Consider the following 23,111-nt stretch of genomic DNA (forward strand, 5'->3'; position numbering starts at 1 on the left):
AGAGTGTATAAACTTACCGACTGGTCAGTCAGTCCAACCAGTCGGTCAGTCTGACTGGTCAGTGTCTTTATAAGGCCCTGTGGTAACTTCAGGCTGGGTGGCCGAGGACGCCCAGGGACACGGAGAAGAAGATACTTGAAGCCGCCATGAGGGTCTTCGCCGAGAAGGGCTACGACGCGGCCAGCGTCGACGAGATAGCGGCGGAGAGCGGGGTGAGCAAGGGGACCGTATTCATGTACTTCAGGAGGAAGGACGCCCTGGTGGAGCGAGTGGCCCTTGCCTCCCTGCCCTTCAGCGAGGTCGAGAGGGTCCTCAGGAAGGAATATAACAACCCTGAGGACCTGCTTTGCGAGGTGGGGATGGCCTTCCTCAACAAGTACAGGTCTAAGGAGCTCAGGTCCCTGCTTATCATGACCATGGCGAAGAAGGACCAGTATAGCGTGGTGGGCAGGCGGCTCAGGGAGCTCTGCCTCACCACTATGGACAGGCTCTTCGAGAGGGTCGAGGCCATGATAGGGAGGAAAATACCTCAGCCCCTGAGGAGGGCCTTCTTCGGCTCGCTCCTCTGCTACGTGATGTGGTGGAACTACAACGAGGTGTCCCCGGAGGCCTACTGCCGTGAGCTGGTGAAGGGCCTCCTGGCGGCCGCGAGGGCCTGAAGGGTTTTTGACGCCTCCCCTCTTCGCAGAAGCCTAGCGTAGGAATGTTTAGGGCCAGGTCATTGTGCTGAGGCCCCTCCAGGGCCTTCTAAGGAGCAACCGCTTAGGCCTGACGACATAGCTGCAGGCGGCCTTGAAGGCCTGGGCTATTGACGCCCCTAGCGCTTGGCGCTGTAAAGGTCGACAGTCAGCGCTGTAGTTGAGTTGCGATCCTGCTGCAGATGATGTGGACAGAGACCACCGCCTTAGCCTTATGACCTCCTCAAGCGGCCTCAGGGTCCTCGCTACCCTCCTCATCGTCTATGTCGCCTCAGACGCCTGCTCACGCCAGGCCCTCGCCTCAGGTCGTTGAGGGCCCTTAGGCAAGCGTAAAGCTAACCTACACCTCCTCAGCCTCCTCCCCTGCTGCCTGCGAGGGCCTTCCCAGCCAGCGAAGTCGTGGAGTCCTTTAAGCCTCCCTAAGGGCCTTTAGGGGGTTTAGGCTTCATTGGGCTTGATATAGCTTGATATCAAGCCCTCCTCCCTTGGCTTCACAGCCCTCAGGGCCCCTTTCATCGGGGCCCATATCACAGGGCTCCGCCCCCTCAGGGCAACCCCGACCCACAGCTCCCCCTTCGTCTCATCAGGGTCATAGCTGTGGGGAAATCCCCGCATCCTGAGGTACCTCCTGTATATGCTGATTGCGGTGACAACTTATAAACTCATATGAAAGTTGAAACAGCTACGTAGGGCGCCCTCCGTTAAGGAGCTGCCTCACGCGTCAGGCGCTGGCCTGACCTGAGCTAGTTTTGTAAAAGATCCTGATAAAGAGAATTTAATTTTAGACTCACCTAAAACTCGGGTGATGGATGGCGTGAGGTACCTCAGGGGCCTTTGGCCCCTCCTCCTGGTGGCCGTCCTCCTGGCCCCAGCGGTTGCCCTGGCCCAGTACGGCTACGGCTCCTCCGGCACGTCCCAGGTGATAGTTAACGAGACAAACGTCACGCTGCCTCCCGGCGGCTCCATAACCCTCTCGTTCGAGGTCAAGCTGGTGAGCGGCACCACGTGGGGGACGCAGGTGCAGGTATCAACGTCGTCAAGCTACATAAGCGCCTCGGCGTCGCCGTCCTCAGGGGACCCGACGTTCAGCGGCAAGCTGACGATAAAGGTCTCGCCGTCAGCCCCGCCCGGCACCTATGAGGTCAACGTGAGTGCCACCGGCGACGACCCCTCAGAGGCCCCGGCCGTGATATACGTTGTCGTGGAGTCCACCACAACTACGACGACAACGAGCACGCCTACGACCGCGACGACTACCGCTACTACAGCAACGCCCGTTAGCACCACTACCTCTCAGCCGCCCTCAACAGTTACAACGACAGTAACTAAGACAACAACGACTACCGTCAGCTCGGGCGTCGGCGCCGCGCCGCTGGCAGCCTTCATGGCTGTCGTCATAATATCAGTTGCCCTGGTGGTTGGCCTAGGGGCCCTGGGCGTCAGGAGGGCAGGCCCTGCCGTCGCCATAGCTACCGTGGTGCCCTCAGCCTACCTGCTCGCCTACGACGGGGCCCTCAGGACGATGGCCCCGCTGCACTACTACATGCTGGCCGCCTACGCAGCCTTTAACGTCGTGGTGGGCGCGGCGGCCCTCCTGAGGCCCGTGAAGCCCATCCACATTGCCATAGCCGCTATCTCAGGGCTCATGGTCCTGGCGATGATACTCGACGCCGTCCTCGGCCTGCCCCTGAGCTCCGTCCACCTCTCCGCCGTAGGCGCCATAGACTACTTCTTCGGGATGGGCGCCGCGCCCCTCTCCTCCCTTGGCATAACCCTGTCCTTCACCTCGCTGATGCTGCTCTCGGCGGGCGCCTCCGGGGCCTCAATTAAGGCGCTGAGGGGCTGAGGGAGACCTTCTAACATCAACTGCTTTTTTGTCCTGTGGCAGCCCTTAAGGGCCTTCCTGCTAGGCGCCTCCGTGAATTGAGATTATCTCGTCGGCGTTGCCCACCATCTCCAGCTCCCTCCCCTCAACGTACAGCCTGTGGTACTGCTTGGCGACGGTGTCGTAGAGCGCGTCCCCGGTCCTCGAGGCGAGGACCTCAAGCATTATTGCCGCGGTCATGTGGCCGAGGAGCCTCAGGAACTCCTTGGAGTTGAACTCCGCCTCGCCCGGGGACAGCGCAGCGGGCCTAGGCCCTTCCCAGCGCCTGGTCTATTGCCTTAGTCCTGAAGGCGCTGAGGACTGCCCAGTAGTGGAAGGCAAGCGTCACGACTACTGCTATCACTGTGTCCCACGGGAACGGTATGAGGCCGCGCGGCCCGAACACCCCGTAGTAGGAGAGCGCCGTTATCACTATGACGTAGGCCGGCAGCCACAGGCCCGCCCTGAGCTCTGTCCTCAGGGGTTCCGCGCCCAGCCCGTAAGCAATGGCCACGCTGCCGTAGGCCGTGGCGGCGGTCACGGCGACGTAGGCCCAGAGGGCCGCGTCGTCAGGCCTGCCGAGGCCCCCCGTGGCGGCGTAGAGGTACGCGAAGGCCAGGGAGGCCGCTGCCGCCTCGCCCAGGCCTGCCAGGAACGAGGGCCCCAGGCCCGCCTTAAGCCTCCTGTGGGCGTAGTAGCCGAAGTAGATGGGCAGCCCGGCGAGGACGACGATGGAGAGCTCTGAGACCACGCGGAAGCCTGACCAGTAGACTATCAGTGAGGCGGCCGCCGTGGCCGCTGGGGCCAGCACCGACATGGCGCTTAGCCTGAAGGGCCTGTTGAGGTCAGGGGCCACCCGCCTCAGCGCGTGCGCCGTGACGCCCCCGACCACAACGTAGGAGAGCACCCTGGCGGCCGTCGAGAAGGCCACTATGGACTGCCACGTGGGGAAGGGCAGCAGGTAGAGGGCGCCAACTAAGAACATCATGAGGAGCGACCACTTAGGCACCCTCGTATCGCTCAGCTCGAGGAACCGCCCCGGCAGGTAGCCGTTGGCAGCCATGCCGTAGAGGGCCCTCACCGCGCCGCCCGTCGACACGAAGCCGGCGCCGGCCTGCGAGAGGACCGCGCCGACCATTATGACGGCAAGCCACGTAGTTATGAAGGCGACCATGCCCGGGACTACGTACTTAAGGGACTCGAAGAGCTGGAGCAGGGGCGCCTTCGAGATGGACTTCCTAAGGGCAGACCAGGCGCCCTCGTTAACTCCTATGACGTTCCAGTGTATGGCCCCTATGAAGGCCACCTGGAGCAGGACGTACATGGACATGGCTATCAGTATGGCCATGATAACGGCGAAGGGCACGTCCCTGCTTGGGTCCTTGCCCTCACCCCCGTACTCTATGGCCTGCCTGAAGCCCAGGTAGGCGAACGCGACCCCAGCGGAGGGTATCGCGTAGAAGACGGCCGCCCAGCCTGTGTAGGGGGCGGTGCCGCCCGTGGGCACGAAGCCCCCTCCAGCCGTGAAGTTGGAGGGGACGAAGGCGAGGGCTATCATGGCCGCGGCCGTAAGCGTGAGTACTGCGAGCTTCAGCCAGCCGATCCAGTAGACTGTCTCACCCACGACGGCAACGCCCACGTAGTTGATGTAGACGAAGAGCGCCAGGAACAGGTAGGCCACGAGGTAGCCCAGGGGGGTTAGCTTGCCGGTAGTAGCGTTGTAAAGCTGCGGGAAGAAGAAGGAGAGGTACCGCGTGGCTGTAAGGGCCCCAGCTGAGGGCACGGCGACCTTGGAGAGCAGGTAGGCCCACGCCGTGATGAAGCCGACGAACCCGCCGAAGGCGTAGTGTGGGTACCTAACGAGGCCCCCTGACTTAGGTATTGCCGAGGCTACCTCAGCGTTGGTGAAGGCTATGAGTAGCACGAGGGCGCCCGCTATTAGCCACGCCAGCAGGGCAGCGCCCCCTGCGTATGAGGCGGCGTAGAGGGGGGCGAAGAGCCAGCTGGCCCCTATGGCCTCGCCCATTGAGATGAAGAGGAGGTGCCTCCTGTCCAGCGCCCTCCTCAGCTCCCCGTCAGCCTTAAGGCCCAGGTCCTCAGCCATGGGTTAGGCCCCGCTGACAGCCATAACAGTAAACTAAAATATCATGTTTAATAATTATCTGATAATTACATAATTATCGTGTAATTATGTATTATTATAAGACGCGTCCCCCAAGGGGGCTGACGGTGTCCCAAACTATTAGTGGCGCTCGCGATGTAAACCCCCAGTTTACAGCGCGGGCATTGCCGTAGTTATCCGTCGCGGCCAGCGCTCACTGCCAAGGACCCTCTAACTAACTTAAAGCGAGGCAAGTAAATTTAAAAGTGGCAAGGATCACCACCACTTAATGGTTGTGGAGAAAGGTGGACCCTATGAGCGACGGTGCCCTTGAGAGGGTCCGCGCCTGGGCTAACGTTATAAGGGTCAAGTTCTTTGCGGCCGGCATACCGCCCGTGATCCTCGGCTTCGCCCTGGCCTACTACCTTGAAGGGTTGTTCAGCCCGCTCCTCTTCGCGCTCACAATGCTTGGCATAATAGCAGCCATGATAGGGTCCTACACCTTCAACGAGTACTTTGACTTCAGGAGCGGCGTCGACCTCGTAGTTGATGAGATGCACGTGACCCCCTTCAACTCCGGCAGCAGGGTCCTGCCATCAGGTCTGCTGAACCCGGAGAGGGTCTTCCAGGCGGGCCTGGCCGCCGCAGCGGCAACGGCCGCCGTGGGGCTCTACCTGGCCTTGGCCAGGGGGTCGCTGGTACTCCTCCTAACGGCCGTGGGGCTCGTGGCGGCCCTCGGCTATACGGCGCCTCCCCTCAAGTTCGCCTACCGGGGCCTCGGCGAGCTCATGATAGGGCTGAGCTTCGGCCCCCTGATAACGCTGGGCAGCTACCTCGTCCAGACGGGGCGCTTGGGGGTTACTGCAGTCCTGGCGTCGCTGGTCCCGGGCCTCCTGATCACGGCGGTCATCTGGATAAACGAGTTCCCTGACTACGAGGCCGACAGGGCCGTGGGCAAGAGGAACATGGTGGCGAGGCTCGGCAAGAGGAGGGCCTTGCTGGTCTATCCCTGGCTCTTCGCCCTGGGCTACGCTGTCGTCGTGGCAGGGGTCGCCCTGAGGCTCTTCCCCGTCTACGCCCTGCTCGCCCTGCTCACGACCCCCATGGCTGTGAGGGCGGTCGCGAACGCCAGGAGGAACATGGACAGCCCTAAGGGGCTGGTCCCGTCAATGAGCGGAACTATAGCGGTCTTCGTGCTGTCAACGCTCCTCCTGTCTCTCGGCCTCGCGATGGCGAGGTGGATCTAATGGGGGTTAAGGAGCCCCACGTGAGGCCCTTCTACGATCCCCCCTCGCTTGTGCTGAGGCAGGTAGCGAGCCTCATGGCCTTTAAGAGGCTGACCGGCTGGCCTGGCCTTGACAGGTGGCTCCCTAAGGCAGGGCTCATGCTGAGGACCGCTGCTGGGGCCCTCGGCTTCGGCTGCTTCGGCATGCCAATTCACCCGGTCTACGAGGTGACCGCCGCCTGCAACCTGAGGTGCATACACTGTCACGCCAGGGGAGGAAGGCCCCTCCCTGACGAGCTCGACACGGAGGGGGCGAAGGACGTCATAAGGAAGCTCGCTGAGGTGCCGGAGTTCCGCACCCTCGTCTTCAGTGGAGGGGAGCCCCTGGTGAGGCCTGACATATATGAGCTCATAGCCTACGCCAAGAGGCTCGGCTTCAGCGTCCTAATAGCCACCAACGCCACGCTCATAACTAAGGCCGTCGCGAGGAGGCTGAGGGACCTCGGGGTAGAGGGGATAGCGGCGAGCATTGACTTTGTGGACCCCAGGCAGCACGACCAGTACCGCGGCGTCCCGGGGGCCTTCAAAAGGGCCCTGGAGGGGATAGAGAACGCGGCCGACGAGGGGCTCTACATTCACATAAACATAACGCTCTCGAAGCTTAACCTCAACCAGCTGGAGGACCTGATAAGGCTCGCCGACAGGCTCGGCGCCTACGTGGTCTTCCTCTACCAGCTGCTGCCAGCGGGGAGGGGCGAGGCCCTGAGGAAGCTGCTGCTCAGCCGCGAGGAGCTCCTCCAGGTGATGGAGAGGGTTAAGAGGATACAGAGGGAGGTAAAGCCGGTCATCATACCGGTGGGGCTGCCGGAGTACTTTGCCTACCTGGTGAAGGACTCCCCAGCGCTGAGGGTGTACTCCAACTTCCTCAGGGGGTGCAGCGCGGGCGGCGGGATGTTCTACGTAAAGCCGAACGGCGACGTCTGGCCGTGCGCTTTCGTGCCCATAAAGGCGGGGAACCTGCGCAGCCAGTCAGCACTGGAGATATGGAGGAATAGCCCCGTCTTCAGGGCGCTCAGGGACAGGGACAACCTGAAGGGGCCCTGCTCCACCTGCAGGTTCAGGGACGTCTGCGGCGGCTGCAGGGCGAGGGCGTTTGCGCTGACCGGCGACCTGTTCGCCTCAGACCCCATGTGCCCCCTCGTGAACGTCAGGGCTGAGGAGGCCGCGCAGGGCAGAGCGGCTGCCGCCATCGGCCCATAGCAAGGCGAGTCCATGGCCGTGTCAGGTGCGCCAGCTGAGGGGTGGGCTCTGGGCCGACGTCCTCCGTCGCTCGCCCATGAAGAGGCCTACCAGCTGCCTAAGGGGGCCGCGCCTGCGAAGCCCTGGGCGAGGCTCAGCGCCCTGTCCATAACTTTAAGGGGCCCCCAATACCTTCCCCTAATACCTTTGCCCTGGTGCAGACCTCCATTTGAATACCGTGGATATATGGTTATGTATGGATAAGGGAACAAAGGCACTTTAGGTACTCAGGGGTTTAGGCACTTAGGGGGATTCGGGGGAAATAGGAGTCCGAGGGGAAAAGCCCTGGCATAGATGTGGAAGTGAGCGCACATGGTAGTCCTTTCTCAACAGCTGCTGGCCGCGCCGCTCTCACAGCCGAAGTCAGCTACTGCCAGCTTGGGCCAGCTGCCTGACCCTCTCAGGCGGTATGTAGATGAGGTCCTTGGGGCACCTGACCGCGCCAGGGACGTTGCCGCGAAGATGCTGGCCGACGAGGAGACCATGCTGTACTTGTCAGTGGTCTCTATGGCGGCCGTGGCCCTGACCCCCGAAGAGCTGTCAGAACAGCTTAGGCTTTACCAGGAGAGGTTCAGGGACTTGGGGGTTGACGTAACCGAGTCCCTGGAGGTCATAGAGGAGCACGATATGTGGAAGCTCAAGCAGTTCAGGGAGAACCTAGCGAGGTACGCCTCCGCCATGGCTTACTTTGTGCGGGAGTACCCTGAGGACGCTCATGAGTACCTGGTGACCTACCTATCCACTTTCCTCCTCCTCATGGCTGCCCTTGAGGCCAGGTCGCCCGAGGAGCTAGTGAGCGTCGGCAGGGCCCTTAACAAGGTGGCCGAGGACCTGGAGGCCTTCACGCTGACCTTCAGGCTCATTGTTGAGGGCTCTGAGAGCGAGCGGCAGGGCGTTGTAGGCGTCATAAGGGGCCCCGATGACCTGAAGAGGGTCCTGAGTTGAGCGCATATAAGCACGAGGCGGTAGTGCGTGAAAGCTTCGAGAAGACCTTCAGGAAGCTTGAGGACGAGGTCAAGGAGAGGGTAAGGAAGAGGGTCGAGGAGCTCCTGCAGGGGCAGGCCTTCTGGAAGCCCCTCAGGGGACCATTGAGGGGGCTTAAGGCGACGAGGGTAGGGAAGTGGAGGATCATATTCTCTGACAAGAAGCCCTGCGTGATAGACCTACTTTACCTAAGTCCCAGGGAGACGGCCTATGAGCGACTGTGACCAGTGAGGGGGCCAGCCAATGAGGGGAGCCCTCCGCTCAAGTTTAAGTGGGAACCTGTTGACAGGGCTGACTATGACAGGTACGCAGGAGGGCTAACGCTGACCGCTATGGTAGGCGCCCTCTCACGGCAGCTGGCCAGGGCGAAGGGCATAAACCGGACCTCTAGGGGTTCAAGGACTCCCTGCGGAGGACGCCTCGGCGCTCCTCAGAGGGCCCTGTCAACCTCACAGCCTTGAGGCCGCCAGCCTGTAGACGGGGTCAGCTATTGTGTACTCGCCGTTCACCTCCTCAACAACTCCAAGCTTTACAAGGGTCCCTATGAGCTGGGACACCGTGGCTGGGTTCAGGCCCCTGCCCTCGTGGTCCTCAAGCCTCCTCCTTATGGCCGCCCAGGGGCCCTGCCCTCCGCGAGGGCCCTCAGTATCACCGCGTACCTCGGGCTCCTGAGCGATGAGATGAGGTTCCTGAGCTCCTCCAGGGCGAGCGATGAGGCCGCCCTAATAACGTCATCGAGGTCCCTCAGGCCGCCGGTTACGTAGAGGTGCCCGAAGTAGGTGAGCCAGCCTATTATGCCGTCGAAGGCGTCAACCGCTTTCTCCATGAGGTCCCCTGGGCACCTCACGCCTGCCTCGCTGAACCCCCTCTCAAGGAAGTCGAGGGCCTCGTCAGGGCTCAGCCTCCTGGTTCTCACCTCCCGGAACGCCCTGCCGAAGAGGGGGGCCCGCGGGTCCTCGAGGCCAAGGAAGTCGTAGAGGAGGCCGAACTGGGAGCCTGTGAGGACAAGCCTTACGTTGGGCAGGCCGTCGTAGGCGTAGGCGAACAGCCTGTCGAACCTCAGCCAGTTAGCCTTCCTGAGCTCCTGGGCCTCGTCAACTGCTACCACTATGGGCTCGCCCAGGTCGTTAAGCCTGGTGAAGAGGTCCGGGAGGCTCAGCCTCCCCCTCCCCCTGAAGGTCACCCTGACGCTTGGTGGGCCCAGGGAGACCTCGAGGCCGCCCAGGCCCCTGAGGGCCTCCCTCAGCCTGTCGGCAAGGGAGGGCTCCCTCCTGAGTAGGTCCTCGAGGGACCTGGCGAAGACCTCAGCTATGTCCCTGTAGCCCGCGTAGAGGCTTAGCCTAACGTCAACGTAGAGGTGGGTAATGCCGGCCTCGCCCAGGGCCACCCTTAGGAGGGACGTCTTGCCGGTCCTCCTGAGGCCGGTGACCAGGGTGAGCCTCTCGGCCCTCAGGGCGCTTACCAGCACTGAGAGCTCGCAGTCAAGTCGTAGAGGTCCTCCCTCCTCGTCTTTGGCTCAGGACTGAATAACATTAGGGTACCCCAAACATTTTGGGGTACCCCAAGCGTGACAGGCTTTCGCCTCCTCTGCCGCGTGTAAGGCCAGCTAATGTTGACGTGTAGATCACAGGCTTTAGGAAGGACCTAACTTAGGGCTCAGGCGCTAGGGGAAGTGATGAAGGCCCTCACCTTAAAGTCCTTTGGGCTCCAGGCCGACGCCTCAGGTCTTCCACGCAAATTTGCGTAGAAAAGCTGATATCGCTGAGGTCATAGTTCTCAGGGCCACATAGTCTCACTCCATAAGCTTACTCGTCAAGGTTCACGGCCTCACGCCCGCAGCCCCTGCTGCGGAAAACGTGTCTGCCCTCCCTCTCCGCGTTAACGTCATGGACCCTTTTCCACCTCTTCTCGAACTCGTCGGGCGTCACGCAGTTCACCTCGCGCTGGCCCTCGTCGCCTATGTATACTATGCAGATAATGTGCCGGTACCGTCTGCTATCAAGGTACTGCACCTCATTCTCAGTGAACGATATGCTCATGCACAGCCTCTCGTCCCACCTGCCCTTTGGCACCCTCCTGCCCTTCACCTCCACCGTATATCGCTCGCAGTCCTTGGAGACGACCATGTCGTAGGGCCCGGGCCCCCTCCTGTACTTCATAACTACAGAATAGCCCATCTTCACTAGGTATTCCGTTGCGAGCCGCGCAGCCGTCATCTCCACCTCTTCACTTAAGGGTGAACGCTCGCCGCGGCCCAGCTGGGGCTCGCTGCGCAGGGCTTCAGCTCGGGCGACTGCCCCTGCCCGCAGACCTTGTAGACGGCCTCCGCCAGCTCCTTGGCGTAGGGCGCCGCCTCCTTGAACTCTGGGGAACCCCTTATCACGGCCTCAAGGGCCACCTTGTCAGCGATGTCAAACCTGCCATGATCACGCAGGTACCTGCAGGCGTACCTCATGACAGCCACTAACTGAGGCCAGGGGACCTTTGAGTCCTTGAGCAGGCACTCAACCTGCGTGGCGACCTCGTAGGCCTCTTCTGAGGGAGAACGCTCATAGTCTGCCACAGGCGGTCATACTTTACAGGGGCTGAGCGCGTCTAAAACGTTAAAGTAAGGCAAGATAATTCCTTAGAGCGTCCCTATCACATTATGAGGCAGGGGCTGAAGGCCGCGGACGTCAATCTCTAGAGTTTTGAGAGCGGAAGAAATAATAGGGCCCTTGGCCGCCAATTTAACGTGGAGACGTTGACTAGCAGAAGGAAGCGCTCCCCCTTTGATAACTACAGGCTTAAGATCTCTACGAGAATCTATGAGCCTGAGCTCCTCAGGGACTTCAAGGAGATAGTGGACAGCACTGTGAGCAGTCCTGATGAGTATAAGAAGCTTCTGGAGTTCTACACCGAGTACAGGCTAGAGGGGCGCCCGGAAGACCAGGCTATTTCAGAGGCGCTCCGCAGACTTGAAAGGTACAGGGAGCGGACCTCAAGCCTCAGGGGCTCCTGGAGGTCCCCGCTCTACGAGCGCGTTGAGGAGCGCCTCAGGTCCTACCTTGAGTGGGTGGGCTTTCTAGGGCTGATAGCGAGCCCAACTGCAAAGCTGGCCAGACATATAGCTAAGTACGGGCTAGGGGGCGACTGCGACGCCATAGCCAAGCTGGCCATAGCCAAGGGGCTTGAAGGCTTCGCAATCACTATAAGGACCCAGGACGGCAGGGAGGTCAAGGTCCCCCTGTCGGCCGCCTTCGTTAAGTTCTTCTGCCGCGACAAGGCCCGTGAGGCCTATGAGAAGGCGCTGAAGGACGTCTACGGCAAGGAGGTCGACGCCTCTGAAATCTTCGCTGCCCTGCCTAACCCCTGGTGAGCCCAGCATAATCGACGAGGTCGCCAGGGCTAAGGGCTGGGCAAAGGCCTCAGGGGTTGAGAGCGCGGCCCTAGGTCACCAGGCCTCGTCCTCATAGCCACTACAGGCCTTTGACAGGTCCTTTAACACGACATCCAGGCACTGCTCAAGCTGCTGCTTGAGAATATCATTCAGACGCGTCTCTGCCAGCTTAACTGCTTGTGACAGGCACTTCTGCACCTCACCTGGATCAGCTTTGGATCTCTGCCCTAAGCAACTCTCGCACGCCTTCACCACGTACTCCTTCAAATCATCGGGGAGGTCTACGCAGGCCTTAGACTCCGTCAGGATCTTCATTGCCTTCTCTTTGATCTTCTTCATCATTTCCTCCTCCCAATTCTCAAACTCTACAGCCATCCTCTTTCCCACAGGCCTTTTAACGTCCAGAGTTTTTAAGACGTAACGCTACCACCAGGTCATTTTTAGGTAGCGCAGATGGACGCTCTCTCCATCACCTCATCCCCTTATCCTTGTCCTAAGTCCGTCATAGGAGACCCCTCTATGCCGCTGAACTTCACCGTGCGCCATAGGTTCAAATGCTAGGACCTCCGTCAGCTTCGTACTCTTTATGGTAAAGGAGCGTCATCTCGTCATTTACATTAGGCTACCTGCCCCTTTTAAAGAAAGGGCCTCTCAACGCGAGTTCGCGTTAGCGCATGCTCTCGGGATTTTGCCTATGAGCGTCATGAAGCCATCCTAAAGCTTAAGTTAAAATGTATGGGGCTAGGTATTAACTACGCCAAGAGGGTTACAAGTGCAGAGTTTTCAGAGTATTACCCCCTGTAGGAGAGGAGCGCAAGAGCGTAGCACTTGATAAGGTCTAAATAAGATATATTAAACGTTTTAAAGAGCATAAAGAGGAGGTACAAATTTTGTGAAAGTGACCAGCCAAAGCCTTAAAAAGCTTGGCCAAAGAATTTATAGATACATTGTAAATCAAAAGAAAGCGTTTATCGCTCTTGTTATTGCTCTTGCTTTTATTATATGTTTTATTATATGTTCTTCTTACTTATTCTATGCAGCGTGGTACCTTTACTTAATATTTAAGTACTTAATATTCAAGGTCTTTCCCTTATTATGGCATCAGCAGCTTGGCTTGGCTTTGGTTATTTTAGTAACTTTTGTAGCATTAATATCATATCCGCTTGTACCGCCATCACAAGAGTCACAGCCATCTAAGCGTAAAGAAGGATCAAATTATTGAAAATATCTTAAAAATTGCACTTATTTCGATTTTAATACTTCTTTTATTATTTTTAATAGATTTTTACATTATTCCTCTGATAGAAGGGGGATCAATATCAGCAGTCCCTAAGCCTCCGTATTGCCAAGGCCTAATTTATAAAAATGCCTCTAATGGCAGCGCTTCGGTCAGTTTACATGCGGCTGCAAAATCTGGTGAAAATGCGTCGCTAGGAACCGCGATACTAGCATTCTACGCATCATCTGCCGTCTTTGCAGCAGGAATCGGTACAACTATAGTTCTGTTCCTCTTATATTTCTGGTCTTCAGCATTAGCTTCATTAAATAATTCCATAGATTTCGCCTGTCATAGAGAAGCAATACTAGGAATTAAAGACTTTCTAAAAACCTCCTTATACATTATCGGTTCCTTTGGTGTCAACTTTATGCTGTCGTACCCTGTTGTATTGTTTGCTCTCGCAACATCAATTATAAGTTCTAACCTGCAGTTCGTGACCCTTTATCTAACAATAGTCGCTGCGCTTCTTACCTTCATAACAGAAATGCCGCTGCGAAGATATAGCTATGAAGATGATAAGAACTTATGGAATGCAGTATATAGTGGCCTCTTTTATATAAGCATATTTTCATTATTAGTGTTCGTAGCTATGGCCTCTAGCACGCAATACCTTTTATGTCTTCCTGGATTTAGTTCAAGGAGCTTCGAGATTTTATTGACCCTTGCTTCAATAGTTGGCGCGATACCGTTTGCTTATGCATTATCGACAGCATACCACTACTATCTGTGTCAGCTGGCTAAGCATAAAGAAGAGTTCTTCAGGCTACAATTAATTGTGGCGATTCTAACGATGATACCATTCTTCCTCCTCTTGTCATTCTTCCGATAATATGATTCCTCCCCCTGCCATAAGTGATATGTCTTCACAACAGTTGTCTCAATAGCCTTTCAGCTCTATTGATCATGACAATATGAGCAGACTCAAGATAGCGTAGACTTTCTATGATCAATGGCCTTAAAGACCCCTTACAAAACGCTCTTTTCCATAGGCCAGTTTATTGTGAGATCACCACATACAAAGGCGTCATTAACGTCATCAGGTAAAAGCTTACTTGTTGCACTCGTTTTGAGATCCAACTATTGATAATGAGAACAGGCTAGCCAGGATCTCATGGTGACCTTTGCGCTTTCCCTCAACCAATGCTGACCTCAGGTGATGTCATTATTAACTCTTCCAATCAAATCAAGGCTGCAATCGCGTAAGACCTTAACACCAAACTGACGACTGACCTCATTAACCGTCTTCTCAGGTCTTCAATTTGGGCTCTATCTTACTTAGGTGCTTTCGATAGCCAGCGGTACACACTTTCCATAACGTTAATAGCCTGAAGCTTAGCTCTAGCTGTAAATGTGACGGACGTTAACGGTAATACAGAGAAGGGCGTGGAAAATGAGCTAAAGAAGCTATCAGATAATTTCTACAAGGCTGGAAGACAGCGCCTTCACACGCTGATACTAGCGATCGTTAGCTTAACAGTATCAGCTCTGTCCAGTTCTTCTCCATCCCGTGCGCTTAATGCGCTTACACAATTTACGTCGTTCGTCTTACTTTTCTATGCCTTTCTACATGGGCTCAATGTTGACACTAGTTTGATCTCTATTCTTCACGACGCAGTGCTCCTTAACTTGAAGAGGGGCGTTACTGTAAAAGCCCTAGGGAGCTCCAATGAGCAAACGTCAACCCCTTCACGCCAGCCCGGTAGCACTTTATCAAACAGGCTTGCGAGGCTGACCAGGGACCCGGATTTAATCTTACGATTATTTTTGGCCTCTTACATAATAGAGTTTATCGGACTCTTTAACATAATATTCAACTTAATAACTAGAGTTTCAGGTCTCTCCATACAATTACAGCCTCTCTTGAGCGCCTTCTCTATGATCGTACCGATCTCTGCATCAATACTTCTGGGCCTGAGCCAGTGGAGCGTGAGCACGGCGGTCAGAGGCTCGCTGGAATCCAGCTGCACATCTGCATGGCTTGAGATGCTTAAGGAAGTTAGAGTGCTCCTATTCGCGACCTTTATGAGCATTCTATTTATATATGTATATTCATTTTACCTGATACCTATGTCGCTAACCCCCAGCACGAGAGCTAGCTATATATTAGGAGACTCGTTTTACTTTGGTTCAGGACTAGGCTTACTGGCGTCTCTCGCGTTTCTGCTGATGTTACTAACGTTAATTAGAGACTTTATACACCTCGTATGCTCACGGGAACAAACACAGGAAAATAAAGGGTAAATTAGGGGAACGGCGACATTTATAACACACGGTGAGGGATCATACGCCGCATAAGGCAGAGGGGAGGCGTGAGCCCAAGCCGTGGGCCGCAGGCCTGCTTAAGCTCAGCATAATCCTCTTCGCAATGATACCCTTCTACTTCTTCATGAGCGGCTTCTTCACAACCTATATGGCTACGGGCGCCGCGCGGGAGATAGGCGTCTGCATGCCCGATGTGCTCCTAGTCCTGCTAGTGCTCACTGTCGTGGCCCTTGGAAGCCTAGGCGGCGGCCTCAGGGGCTTTCATGAGAGGGGCTGGCTTGGTCTGGCTGGCGGAGGGCTCATAGCTACTGCCATGTCGCTTATCCTCCTTGACGCCTCGGAGGGCAGGGCTGCGACGTAACGCTCTTCAAGGTCGCCCTCCTGGTGGCCGCCCTGGGCTTCACGCTCCTGGGCCTGAGCCTCTTCAGGCTCGGCGTCCTCCTCCTAAGCCCTCTCCTCATAGCCGGGGGCCTCATGATGACCGTGCCCTTCCTGGTGACCTTCATACCCGCCGTCTACGATGGCTTCGCTAAGGCGCCGGGGCACCCCCTGGCGGCAATAGCTGGGCTCCTGCTCAGCTCCACGAATATAGCTGCAACGGGCTTTCTGATGTTCCTGTGGGACTCGCTAGGCCTCGTCTTCAGCTACACGGGCCTCACGAGGCTTAGGAGGAGAAGGGTCCTGGTCAAGGTTGTGGTCAAGAAGTGATAGCTGTCATAAGGCACTTCTCCTAAGCGAATCCTTAAGCGCTGGCTTAGGACGTAAGCAGGGCCCTTCGCACGGGACAGGTCATCTTAGCTCTGATCTTTGACAACTGATGAGCGCTCCTTCCTCGGCCTGAGGGGTCACTAGATAGGACTAAGCCCTTAATGGCGAAAGGGCTAAAAATCGCGGGAAGCTCATAAAGTTCGGTAAGACCTTGGCCTTAGGCCAACCCTCAGGCTGGTTCATCTACAGGCCTCCCTTCAACGGATTCGATGACCTCAGGAAGGTCGTGGACTGGCTTAAGGGCCTTAAGGGGACGCCGTACATCTGCGTCTTCCCAGGGTCCCCTGAGCACTGGTACTGGTCCCTGAGGTACTCGCTTGAGGGGGAGCCCGGCTACGTCCTGTGGGGCGACAAGGCTACCGAGGGGAAAGGGTCCCTAGACGACGTTTTCGGCTTTCCCTTCAAGAACCTTGTTCAAGCTTACGAGGAAGGTCACCTCAAAATAGAGAAGAGTGTCATCAAAGGTCTGAAGGAGGACCTAGGCCAGGTGAAGCCTGCGATAGGCCTCTTCTATGCGGCGGATATCTCTCAGTACCTCGGCTTTGGCCTTGTAACCGACGTAACGCTTGACGCCTACAGGAACTTCAGGGGCTGGAGCGAGGACAAGGGCGCCTGGCTCCTGAGGTGGAGGACGAGGGTCCTCTGGCTCGATAGCGTTGTTGAGGACCTGCTCAGGAGGACCAGCAACTATAAGGACTTTGAGAATGGGCTAAAGGACAGGCTAAAGAAAGACAACCTTAAGCTCGCTGAGGACCTTAGCAACTTGCGTTTCAAGAGGGAAAATCTGTGCTTCAAAAAAGAGGAAATCAGCGAGGAGGCATGGGGTAAGCTCAGACAAATAATCAGTGATAGCAGAGAGGTTGAGAGGATCGTTAAGCTTTACAGCGAGGTAGTGCAGTCGCCTCCTATTGTACGGGTCCCTGGGCCTGCTGTTAAGCGTGAGGGGTGCACCCCAAGGGCCCTGGACGCCAGCTCATACAACAAGGCCATGGATGAGGTCAGGAAGGAGCTTTACCTCGATGATGGCACTGCCAAGAGGTTCGTTGCGGCCGCCTCGCTTGGCAACGTGCTCCTGGTGGGCCCGCCCGGCGTCGGCAAGACCAGCCTGGCCATCCGCTTCGCCAAGGCGCTCACGGGCTGCGACCCCATGGTTAAGGTCGCCAACGCCCTCTGGTTCAGGAGGGACGTGATAGGCGGCGAGACGTTAGAGAACGGCAATGTAGGGTGGAGGTCAGGCTTCATAATAGAGGCCTACAACAGGACCGCGGAGGCCCTTGAGAGGCTGGGCAACAGGGACTTCCTGGTGTTCCTTGTAATTGATGAGCTCAACAGGGCTGACGTGGACAAGGCCTTCGGCGACTTCTTCGCCATGTTCCTATCGCCGTACCCTGAGGAGTGGCACGTACCTGAGGAGCTGGTCGATGAGGTAAGGGCGTACAGCCACAGGGACAAGGAGGCTGAGGACTTCCTAAACCACTATGGAAAGCACGGGGATGAGCCCCTCAGGCACATAAGGATAGTGGCAACCATGAACCTAGCCGACGTCAGGAACCTCTTCATGGTCGGCGAGGCCCTCACCAGGAGGTTCACGGTGATAGAGGTGCTCTGCCCAGGAGGCGATAAGGACCTGGACAAACTGTTGAGTGATGGCCTAGAGGAGCTGGGCAAGGCCCTGCCAGGCCTTAAGGACAGAATAAAGTCGCTAGTGTCCTGCGTCCGCGGGAAGGTTAATGATAAGGGGCTCTGCATACCGCCAAGCGCTGTCAAGGCGGCCCTGAAGCTCCTCTCGAAGGACTACAGCATGAACCCAGGAGGAGTCAGCTCGGACTCCGTCCTAAAGGACTTCGCTGGCTACCTGCAGCTCTCCATGGGCCTAGTGATCGGTGAGGAGAGGAAGAATACGCTTAGGAACACCGTAAATGAGTGCCTTGGGCAGGGCAGGCAACAGATATGAAGTCCAGGGATCTGAAGAAGAGGATAAGGTACATGGCCAGGATGGTGGCCAGGAGCTACCTTAGAGGCCTGCCGAGCTCTGAGGCCGTCCTTGACAGGCTACTTAAAAAGGCCGGCAAGACATATGAGGTGGAAGAGCTTACAAGGGCCTACCTCACGGCGTGGCTTGCCAGGGTCGCGGCCAGCGACCTGAAGAGTGTTGTTGAGGACGCCAGGAGGGACAGGCTGCTCTACAGACAGTTCCAGGTGGTCTATGACAGCACCTCCTGGGGACCCATTGATGTGGCCAGGACCATAGCAGTTTACCCAGGGGGCCTCCAGGCCTCCATGACTTACGTGCCGGCCTTCAGTTCCCCTGAGCTGATACTGCTCGGGGAGATAGTCAGCAGGTCCCTGAGGGTCCTTGACGAAGTGATGCAGGGGCTGAGGGTGCTGGCTCAGGCTGAAGGAGAGGACCCCCTCCTGAAGGAGCTAAACGGCGCCGTGAGGAGGCTTGAAGGAGCGGTTGACAGGCTGAGGGCGGAGGCTGAGGGCCTCCAGGGGTATCCGGTGCCGCTGAGCGATGAAGAGCTCAGGGCAGAGTGGGAGAGGCTGAGCCCCTACGCCCCCCGCTGGCTCTCAAGGGCCTGGGACGCCTACAGGCTGCTTAAGTACTTGAGGGAGGGCATACGGGTGGCCCAGCCGCCGCTCAGGGGCGGCAGGTACCTCCTGGTGATGCTTGCCTGGAGGCTCTACGAGCTCTACGTGGCCGGGATAGTGCTTGAGGCCCTTGGAGAGCTGGGCTACAGCGTGAAGAAGGTTGAAGTCAACAGGTTCGTACTTACGAGGGACAATGAAGCGGTTGAGCTCCTGCTCAACAGCGACATGGAGGGGTCAAGGCTGTTAAGCGTTGACAGCGATAAGGAGACGGCCAAGAAGGCGAGGGGGAGGCCTGACATAAGCCTGTGGAAGATTAAGGACAGGGAGCGCGAGAGGCTGCTTGTCATCGAGTGCAAGTTCTCGGACAGCCCCCCTTACCTCACGGCGGGCAGGTTCAAGGCCATGGCCTACCTATACGAGTACGGCGCCCAGGCGGGCGCCCTCGTCTTCCCTGAGCTTAACGAGAACAGAGCCTATGACAATGAGGACGAGGGGACCAGGGGCCTCTGGAGGAGCTTAACGAAGGAGGGCGGGCTTCTCTGTATGAGCCTCAGGGATGGCACGGGCCAGGCCCTTTACCTCCTTAGGGTTGACCCGGCCGAGGGAAATGATGCCGAGGAGGCCTGGGAGGAGGCGAAGAGGAGGGTCATGACGGTCCTTGGGGGGTTCCTCAGGCCAGCGTCTAAGCCTTGTACGGGCCAAACCGCCTTTGAGGAGGCTCTGGGCCTCACTGGCTAGACCCTACCAACCTGGACCTCGTTAACTCCCCAGTTAACAACAACTTAGGCCTCTGGCAGCACGAGGCCACAGGACCTTGAGGCCGAGAGCAAGGGAAAGAGGTCGGAGTTCGTGATAAGGGTCAGGCCGAGGCCGAAGGCCAAGGCCCCTCAGACCTGATGCCCTACCTAAACCTTTGACGTAGGTTGCCCTATTGCTCTCAGCGGGCCGGTTGAGCCCTACAGCTTCATATTTCCACGCAAATTTGTGTGGAAGCAACTGGCACGTAGCTTTGCAATAGGGTCTATAAGGCAAAGGTCGTCGTGAATCAGCTGTACGAGCTGGATTAATTAAAATGTGTGAGCAGCCAAGGATACGAAGGGTGTCCTTGGGTAAATCTCTCATCGCAACAACGCTAGGTCTAACTGCTGTGACGTCACGAGCTTTTTAGTTTCAGCCTTCAGAACTTAAGGACCGTCCTCGATTGCTTAGTAATTTTAATTTACTAAAACTTTAACATTTCTTAGGCTTACATCGAGAACATCGTGACCGAGAACAGCACATATAGTTACTTTGAGTAGGCCTTTTCAAAAGGCTTGGCCAATCGCGCCAGGTAGTCAATCACCGCCGCGGTCTGTCTGCATAAATATATGGCGTCTGCCATGGTTGGGTTAAATGCAGCGGATGGTTCTTCTCCAGTGTGCGGCTGTTCATGAATGAACTTACTCATAATACAGTACAGTTTTTCAACGATATTATAAACTTTTTCTAGGATCTCAGCATAGACTTTCTTTGTATCTTCATCATACTTGTTGAGTATGTAGTCCCTTATATGTTCCTCATGCTCCTTACTCTTGTTAGCGTCTTCGGGATTGCTGGTCTCCTTCCATCTCTTCTTGATGACATCCAATGCCTTTCTGCAATTCATCACAGCGCCATCAGGATTTAATCGTTCAAGCTCCTCAAAAGCGTTCTTGAGGTCTTTAACCGCGGTCTCTAGCGGCCCTGCGCTCTCCAAGGCGTTAATCTCGAGCGCTATTCTAATTTCCTCAAAATATTTGGCTTCTTTAAGTATTTTTGCAACATCATCAGGTTTCAAAACTATGTATGGAGAGCCTTTTTCTGCTTTGATAACAATGGGTTGAGTTTCTAGCAATAAAGGTGTTATCATTTGTGAATGAAACGCTATGGCGTGAGGCATCGGTTGTGGGATCCTATCAGAGGTCATAAGTTCTACATGCAGAGCCGGCTGGGCCTGCTCCTTCCTGTTTGTAGCTATTTCCATAAGTGCGTCAAGGATCCTCTTATTAATGGGTATCTGAAGTTCGACTCCTTTGTAGTCACAATGGGCCCTAGAAATATCGGGAGAATATTCAGGACAACAATCTTTTGGCACCATTAGCCAGTAAAGCTCACCTTTATAGACATTACTCAAGAAAGGATCGCACCTCCTATCTTCGAGATACTTACAGAGCGACACGTTATAGACGAGCTTAGGTATTACTATAAACTGTAGCTGTTGATAGTCAGATGGTGATAGCCTAACGTCGATGCTCAGATCGAAGGTCAAAACAAGGGTATCATCCATAACATGGTGGCTCTTGTACGTAGCTACGATCATTGCTTGCTCTGAGCCCGGCATAAAGCCAACCAATTATTATAGATTTTAGCCTTTTAATAAAGTTTTCGCTTTAACGGAATTGAGAGCGTGCTTGGTGAGGATATCCTATAAGGCCTTTACATACATCCTTTACACGACTTTATCTCAGGTCCTTAAGTGAAGCGTATCGGTTACATAGCAAAGGTCCTCTAAACTATGGTTAAAGGTGTGAATAGAGGTGGCTAGGCTTCTTAAAGACGCAGCAAGCCCTCCTTTGCTGATAGAATTCCATCAAGTTTCCAGGATCCCATAGCTATTAAATTTCCAGAGCCGTTGTTTATTCCTTAGCCCTCAATACGTCTCTCGCGACTTTGTCCACCAGCGAGGCTACAGCATCTACGTCCTTTTCCTCTATGGTGTTGTCCCACAGCCTTATGAACATGCCTTTGCCAAGGCACCTTATCCATGATAATATACGGTAGGGATAGGCACGGCGTCTGCTCAAGGGGAGGCGAGACGTGGCACAGGGATTTAGCTGCCTGCTACAACCTCCTCCTGAGGGCCCTAGGGCGCCTGGGGGCGTCAGCCCTGGCCTGGGCCCTCCTCCCTCGCCTTCCTCTCCGCGTACTCCCTGAGCTTGGGGTAGAGGGCGCAGAGCTTTGAGATGGCCTCAGCCAGGGCGTAGGCCTTCCTTGAGGGCAGGCTGCCGCCCCCCATCTGCTCCTCTATGGCCCTGGCTATTTCCACTATGTAATTAGCTGCCCTCGCCCCCTCAAGCTCACTTATAAGGCCCTTGAGCTGCAGGCCCAGGTCAGCGTGCTGGCCCACAACATAGGTGTACTCCTTGGCGCCTAAGTAGCACTGCTTTGTCCTTTTCCTGCCGTTCTCCTCAATTTCGTGGACGGCGTAGTAGTAGACGTGGCCCCTTATCACGCGCTGCCCAACCCAGTCTATGGGCCTCCCGCACCTTGGGCACCTGTCCCCAGGCCTGAGGCCCTCCACACCCACGGCCCGCCCACCCCACGCCACGGGGGCCAGCCCTGCCTTTTATGACTTCTTGAAAATTTACAAGATGGCTTGGGACAGCCGTGGCGTGGTCGTAGGGGTAGCGCGAGGGCGTGGCAATCGGCTGGGCTCGGGGCTGGCTGACGTGGCAGGTAAGATTACAGCGCTTGGGGGGCACCTTGAGGGGGCGCCGCGCACAATACTAGTAATAGGATACACAGGGGCGGGCAACCCACGGCATCAGCTTGACCATCTTGTAAATTTACGAGACTGACGTTAGGGCGCACGGCCGCGGGGGGTGCGAGGAGGGAGCCTGCCTGCAGGGCGTGGGTGGACTAGGTAGATGAAAAAGACATGGAAAAGGACCGGCCCAGAGGCCCCTAGGGGCCTCACTGGCCTGACTGCTGGCCCGTGAGCTTCTGGAGCATGAGGTAGATCTTGTTGCCTATCACCGACGAGCTCGGTATCAGCACCACCGTGCCGTCCTGCTTCCTCACCTTGGTGAACAGGGAAGTTACGTCCTCAACTATGCCGTCCTCTCCCAGTATGTTGACGTGGTCGCCTACCTTGAAGGGCCTTGCGCCCATCAGGAATATGCCGGCCACCGCCTGCCCCGCGACCTGCTGCATGGCGAAGCCCACCACTATGCCCAGGAAGCCGCCTATGGTCAGGCCGCCAATGCCTCCGACCGCCGCTCCGACCACTGCCGCTATTATTGCAATTATGCCTATGATCCTCATCATGTTCTTGAAGGCAACAGCCGTCGGATGGTCGTACTTGCCCCTCATGGTCCAGTATATGAAGTCGGCGAATGAGTTAACTATGTACCAGCCGAAGGCCAGGACCAGTATGGCGTTGACGTACTTTAAGTAGGCAATGACGTGAAACCGCGACATGAGGAACTGCAGGGCTGCAGCGACGATGACGTAGACGACTATGTAGACGATCATCTTAGTTAGGGCCCCTCCTGCCCTCTTGCCCGCCTCAAGAGGGGTCACTGCCCCCTCCTGCTGCTGTTGCTGCGCCGCCATAGCTCATCATATAATGTAAATGCTGGGGCTAAATTTAAATGTTGCTATTTTATTACAAAAATAATTATTAGAAGGCGCGATCACTTAACATTTTTAATAATTAAAAGTTTCTAAACACTAAGGCGAAGGGGGACGCGGTGCCCTTATACGCCCTGCCGTGGAACTCTATTGGGAGCACTGTAAGGCCTGAGGCAAGCGCGAGCCAGCTGAGGCCAGAGGAGGGTCAGCCCCCACGGGCCCCTGGGCTTGGACCTCTGTGGAGGGCGGCGTGGCCTCAGCCGCTCCCTCGCCAACGCAGGTCACGTCG

The 23,111-nt window shown here is 56.5% G+C and carries 23 protein-coding genes; 13 read left to right on the plus strand and 10 right to left on the minus strand.

Features of this window, described 5'->3' with window-relative positions:
- The first annotated feature begins 131 nt into the window (after positions 1 to 131).
- A complete protein-coding gene (locus SE86_RS04715; protein ID WP_257791324.1) occupies positions 132 to 659 on the plus strand; it encodes a TetR/AcrR family transcriptional regulator in 528 nt (175 codons plus the stop codon).
- 477 nt (positions 660 to 1,136) lie between these two features.
- On the opposite strand, the gene SE86_RS08000 is transcribed toward SE86_RS04715, so the two are convergent.
- Positions 1,137 to 1,313 (minus strand): hypothetical protein, encoded by a 177-nt coding sequence (locus tag SE86_RS08000; RefSeq protein ID WP_158543126.1) that lies wholly within the window; start codon positions 1,311 to 1,313, stop codon positions 1,137 to 1,139.
- 199 nt (positions 1,314 to 1,512) lie between these two features.
- On the opposite strand from SE86_RS08000, the gene SE86_RS04725 reads away from it, so the two are divergent.
- On the plus strand, positions 1,513 to 2,544 hold the full coding sequence (locus tag SE86_RS04725) for a hypothetical protein (protein ID WP_148666776.1): 1,032 nt from the start codon (positions 1,513 to 1,515) through the stop codon (positions 2,542 to 2,544).
- Positions 2,545 to 2,604: 60 nt separating this feature from the next.
- Here the strand turns inward: SE86_RS04725 and SE86_RS08005 are convergent, their stop codons facing one another.
- Entirely contained in the window at positions 2,605 to 2,763 is a 159-nt protein-coding gene (locus SE86_RS08005; RefSeq protein WP_158543127.1) for a hypothetical protein, read from the minus strand.
- Positions 2,764 to 2,830: 67 nt separating this feature from the next.
- Positions 2,831 to 4,666: an APC family permease gene (locus tag SE86_RS04730; RefSeq protein WP_117354497.1), complete on the minus strand. Its 1,836-nt coding sequence runs from the start codon at positions 4,664 to 4,666 to the stop codon at positions 2,831 to 2,833.
- 311 nt (positions 4,667 to 4,977) lie between these two features.
- Here SE86_RS04730 and SE86_RS04735 point away from each other — a divergent pair, with 311 nt between their 5' ends.
- The 4 genes from SE86_RS04735 (at position 4,978) to SE86_RS04750 (ending at position 8,395) form a co-directional block, all read left to right on the plus strand.
- Positions 4,978 to 5,910 (plus strand): prenyltransferase, encoded by a 933-nt coding sequence (locus tag SE86_RS04735; protein WP_117354498.1) that lies wholly within the window; start codon positions 4,978 to 4,980, stop codon positions 5,908 to 5,910.
- Positions 5,910 to 7,148 (plus strand): radical SAM protein, encoded by a 1,239-nt coding sequence (locus SE86_RS04740; RefSeq protein WP_117354499.1) that lies wholly within the window; start codon positions 5,910 to 5,912, stop codon positions 7,146 to 7,148. The genes SE86_RS04735 and SE86_RS04740 overlap by 1 nt, the downstream gene beginning before the upstream one ends.
- A 351-nt stretch (positions 7,149 to 7,499) precedes the next feature.
- A complete protein-coding gene (locus tag SE86_RS04745) occupies positions 7,500 to 8,132 on the plus strand; it encodes a hypothetical protein (RefSeq protein WP_117354500.1) in 633 nt (210 codons plus the stop codon).
- The gene (locus tag SE86_RS04750) at positions 8,129 to 8,395 is read left to right on the plus strand and encodes a hypothetical protein (RefSeq protein ID WP_117354501.1); all 267 of its coding nucleotides are present in this window, start codon (positions 8,129 to 8,131) and stop codon (positions 8,393 to 8,395) included. Before SE86_RS04745 ends, SE86_RS04750 begins: the two co-directional genes overlap by 4 nt.
- A gap of 380 nt (positions 8,396 to 8,775) precedes the next feature.
- Here the strand turns inward: SE86_RS04750 and SE86_RS04760 are convergent, their stop codons facing one another.
- The 3 genes from SE86_RS04760 to SE86_RS04770 all read right to left on the minus strand — a co-directional run bounded on the left by SE86_RS04760 (position 8,776) and on the right by SE86_RS04770 (position 10,734).
- Positions 8,776 to 9,639 carry an ATP-binding protein gene (locus SE86_RS04760; RefSeq protein ID WP_211096491.1) on the minus strand — a complete coding sequence of 288 codons (864 nt, stop codon included), beginning with the start codon at positions 9,637 to 9,639 and terminating at the stop codon, positions 8,776 to 8,778.
- Between the two features lie 337 nt (positions 9,640 to 9,976).
- A complete protein-coding gene (locus SE86_RS04765; protein WP_148666777.1) occupies positions 9,977 to 10,387 on the minus strand; it encodes a hypothetical protein in 411 nt (136 codons plus the stop codon).
- A gap of 14 nt (positions 10,388 to 10,401) precedes the next feature.
- Complete coding sequence (locus tag SE86_RS04770; protein ID WP_117354504.1) at positions 10,402 to 10,734, minus strand: hypothetical protein; 333 nt, start codon at positions 10,732 to 10,734, stop codon at positions 10,402 to 10,404.
- Between the two features lie 180 nt (positions 10,735 to 10,914).
- Here SE86_RS04770 and SE86_RS04775 point away from each other — a divergent pair, with 180 nt between their 5' ends.
- Positions 10,915 to 11,529 carry a hypothetical protein gene (locus tag SE86_RS04775; protein ID WP_117354505.1) on the plus strand — a complete coding sequence of 205 codons (615 nt, stop codon included), beginning with the start codon at positions 10,915 to 10,917 and terminating at the stop codon, positions 11,527 to 11,529.
- A 75-nt stretch (positions 11,530 to 11,604) separates the two neighbouring features.
- Here SE86_RS04775 and SE86_RS04780 read toward each other — a convergent pair whose 3' ends face one another.
- The gene (locus SE86_RS04780; RefSeq protein WP_158543128.1) at positions 11,605 to 11,925 is read right to left on the minus strand and encodes a hypothetical protein; all 321 of its coding nucleotides are present in this window, start codon (positions 11,923 to 11,925) and stop codon (positions 11,605 to 11,607) included.
- A gap of 788 nt (positions 11,926 to 12,713) precedes the next feature.
- Between SE86_RS04780 and SE86_RS07905 the strand changes: the two genes are divergently transcribed.
- From SE86_RS07905 to SE86_RS04810, 6 genes are all read left to right on the plus strand, one after another.
- The gene (locus SE86_RS07905; protein WP_148666779.1) at positions 12,714 to 13,658 is read left to right on the plus strand and encodes a hypothetical protein; all 945 of its coding nucleotides are present in this window, start codon (positions 12,714 to 12,716) and stop codon (positions 13,656 to 13,658) included.
- A gap of 521 nt (positions 13,659 to 14,179) precedes the next feature.
- Positions 14,180 to 15,070, plus strand: a complete 891-nt coding sequence (locus SE86_RS04790; RefSeq protein WP_117354508.1) for a hypothetical protein — start codon at positions 14,180 to 14,182, stop codon at positions 15,068 to 15,070.
- Positions 15,071 to 15,101: 31 nt separating this feature from the next.
- Positions 15,102 to 15,452 (plus strand): hypothetical protein, encoded by a 351-nt coding sequence (locus SE86_RS04795; protein ID WP_117354509.1) that lies wholly within the window; start codon positions 15,102 to 15,104, stop codon positions 15,450 to 15,452.
- A gap of 23 nt (positions 15,453 to 15,475) precedes the next feature.
- Positions 15,476 to 15,799, plus strand: a complete 324-nt coding sequence (locus SE86_RS04800; RefSeq protein WP_117354510.1) for a hypothetical protein — start codon at positions 15,476 to 15,478, stop codon at positions 15,797 to 15,799.
- Between the two features lie 211 nt (positions 15,800 to 16,010).
- Entirely contained in the window at positions 16,011 to 17,813 is a 1,803-nt protein-coding gene (locus tag SE86_RS04805) for an AAA family ATPase (protein ID WP_117354511.1), read from the plus strand.
- Positions 17,810 to 19,189: a hypothetical protein gene (locus tag SE86_RS04810; protein WP_117354512.1), complete on the plus strand. Its 1,380-nt coding sequence runs from the start codon at positions 17,810 to 17,812 to the stop codon at positions 19,187 to 19,189. Before SE86_RS04805 ends, SE86_RS04810 begins: the two co-directional genes overlap by 4 nt.
- A 547-nt stretch (positions 19,190 to 19,736) precedes the next feature.
- Here the strand turns inward: SE86_RS04810 and SE86_RS04815 are convergent.
- The 3 genes from SE86_RS04815 to SE86_RS04825 form a co-directional block, all read right to left on the minus strand.
- Positions 19,737 to 20,810, minus strand: coding sequence for a hypothetical protein (locus SE86_RS04815; RefSeq protein ID WP_148666780.1), 1,074 nt, complete (start codon positions 20,808 to 20,810; stop codon positions 19,737 to 19,739).
- A gap of 540 nt (positions 20,811 to 21,350) precedes the next feature.
- The gene (locus SE86_RS04820; protein WP_117354514.1) at positions 21,351 to 21,776 is read right to left on the minus strand and encodes a hypothetical protein; all 426 of its coding nucleotides are present in this window, start codon (positions 21,774 to 21,776) and stop codon (positions 21,351 to 21,353) included.
- 386 nt (positions 21,777 to 22,162) lie between these two features.
- Positions 22,163 to 22,804 carry a mechanosensitive ion channel domain-containing protein gene (locus SE86_RS04825; RefSeq protein WP_117354515.1) on the minus strand — a complete coding sequence of 214 codons (642 nt, stop codon included), beginning with the start codon at positions 22,802 to 22,804 and terminating at the stop codon, positions 22,163 to 22,165.
- Between the last annotated feature and the right edge of the window lie 307 nt (positions 22,805 to 23,111).

This window comes from Acidilobus sp. 7A, from assembly GCF_003431325.1.
Lineage (GTDB): Archaea > Thermoproteota > Thermoprotei_A > Sulfolobales > Acidilobaceae > Acidilobus.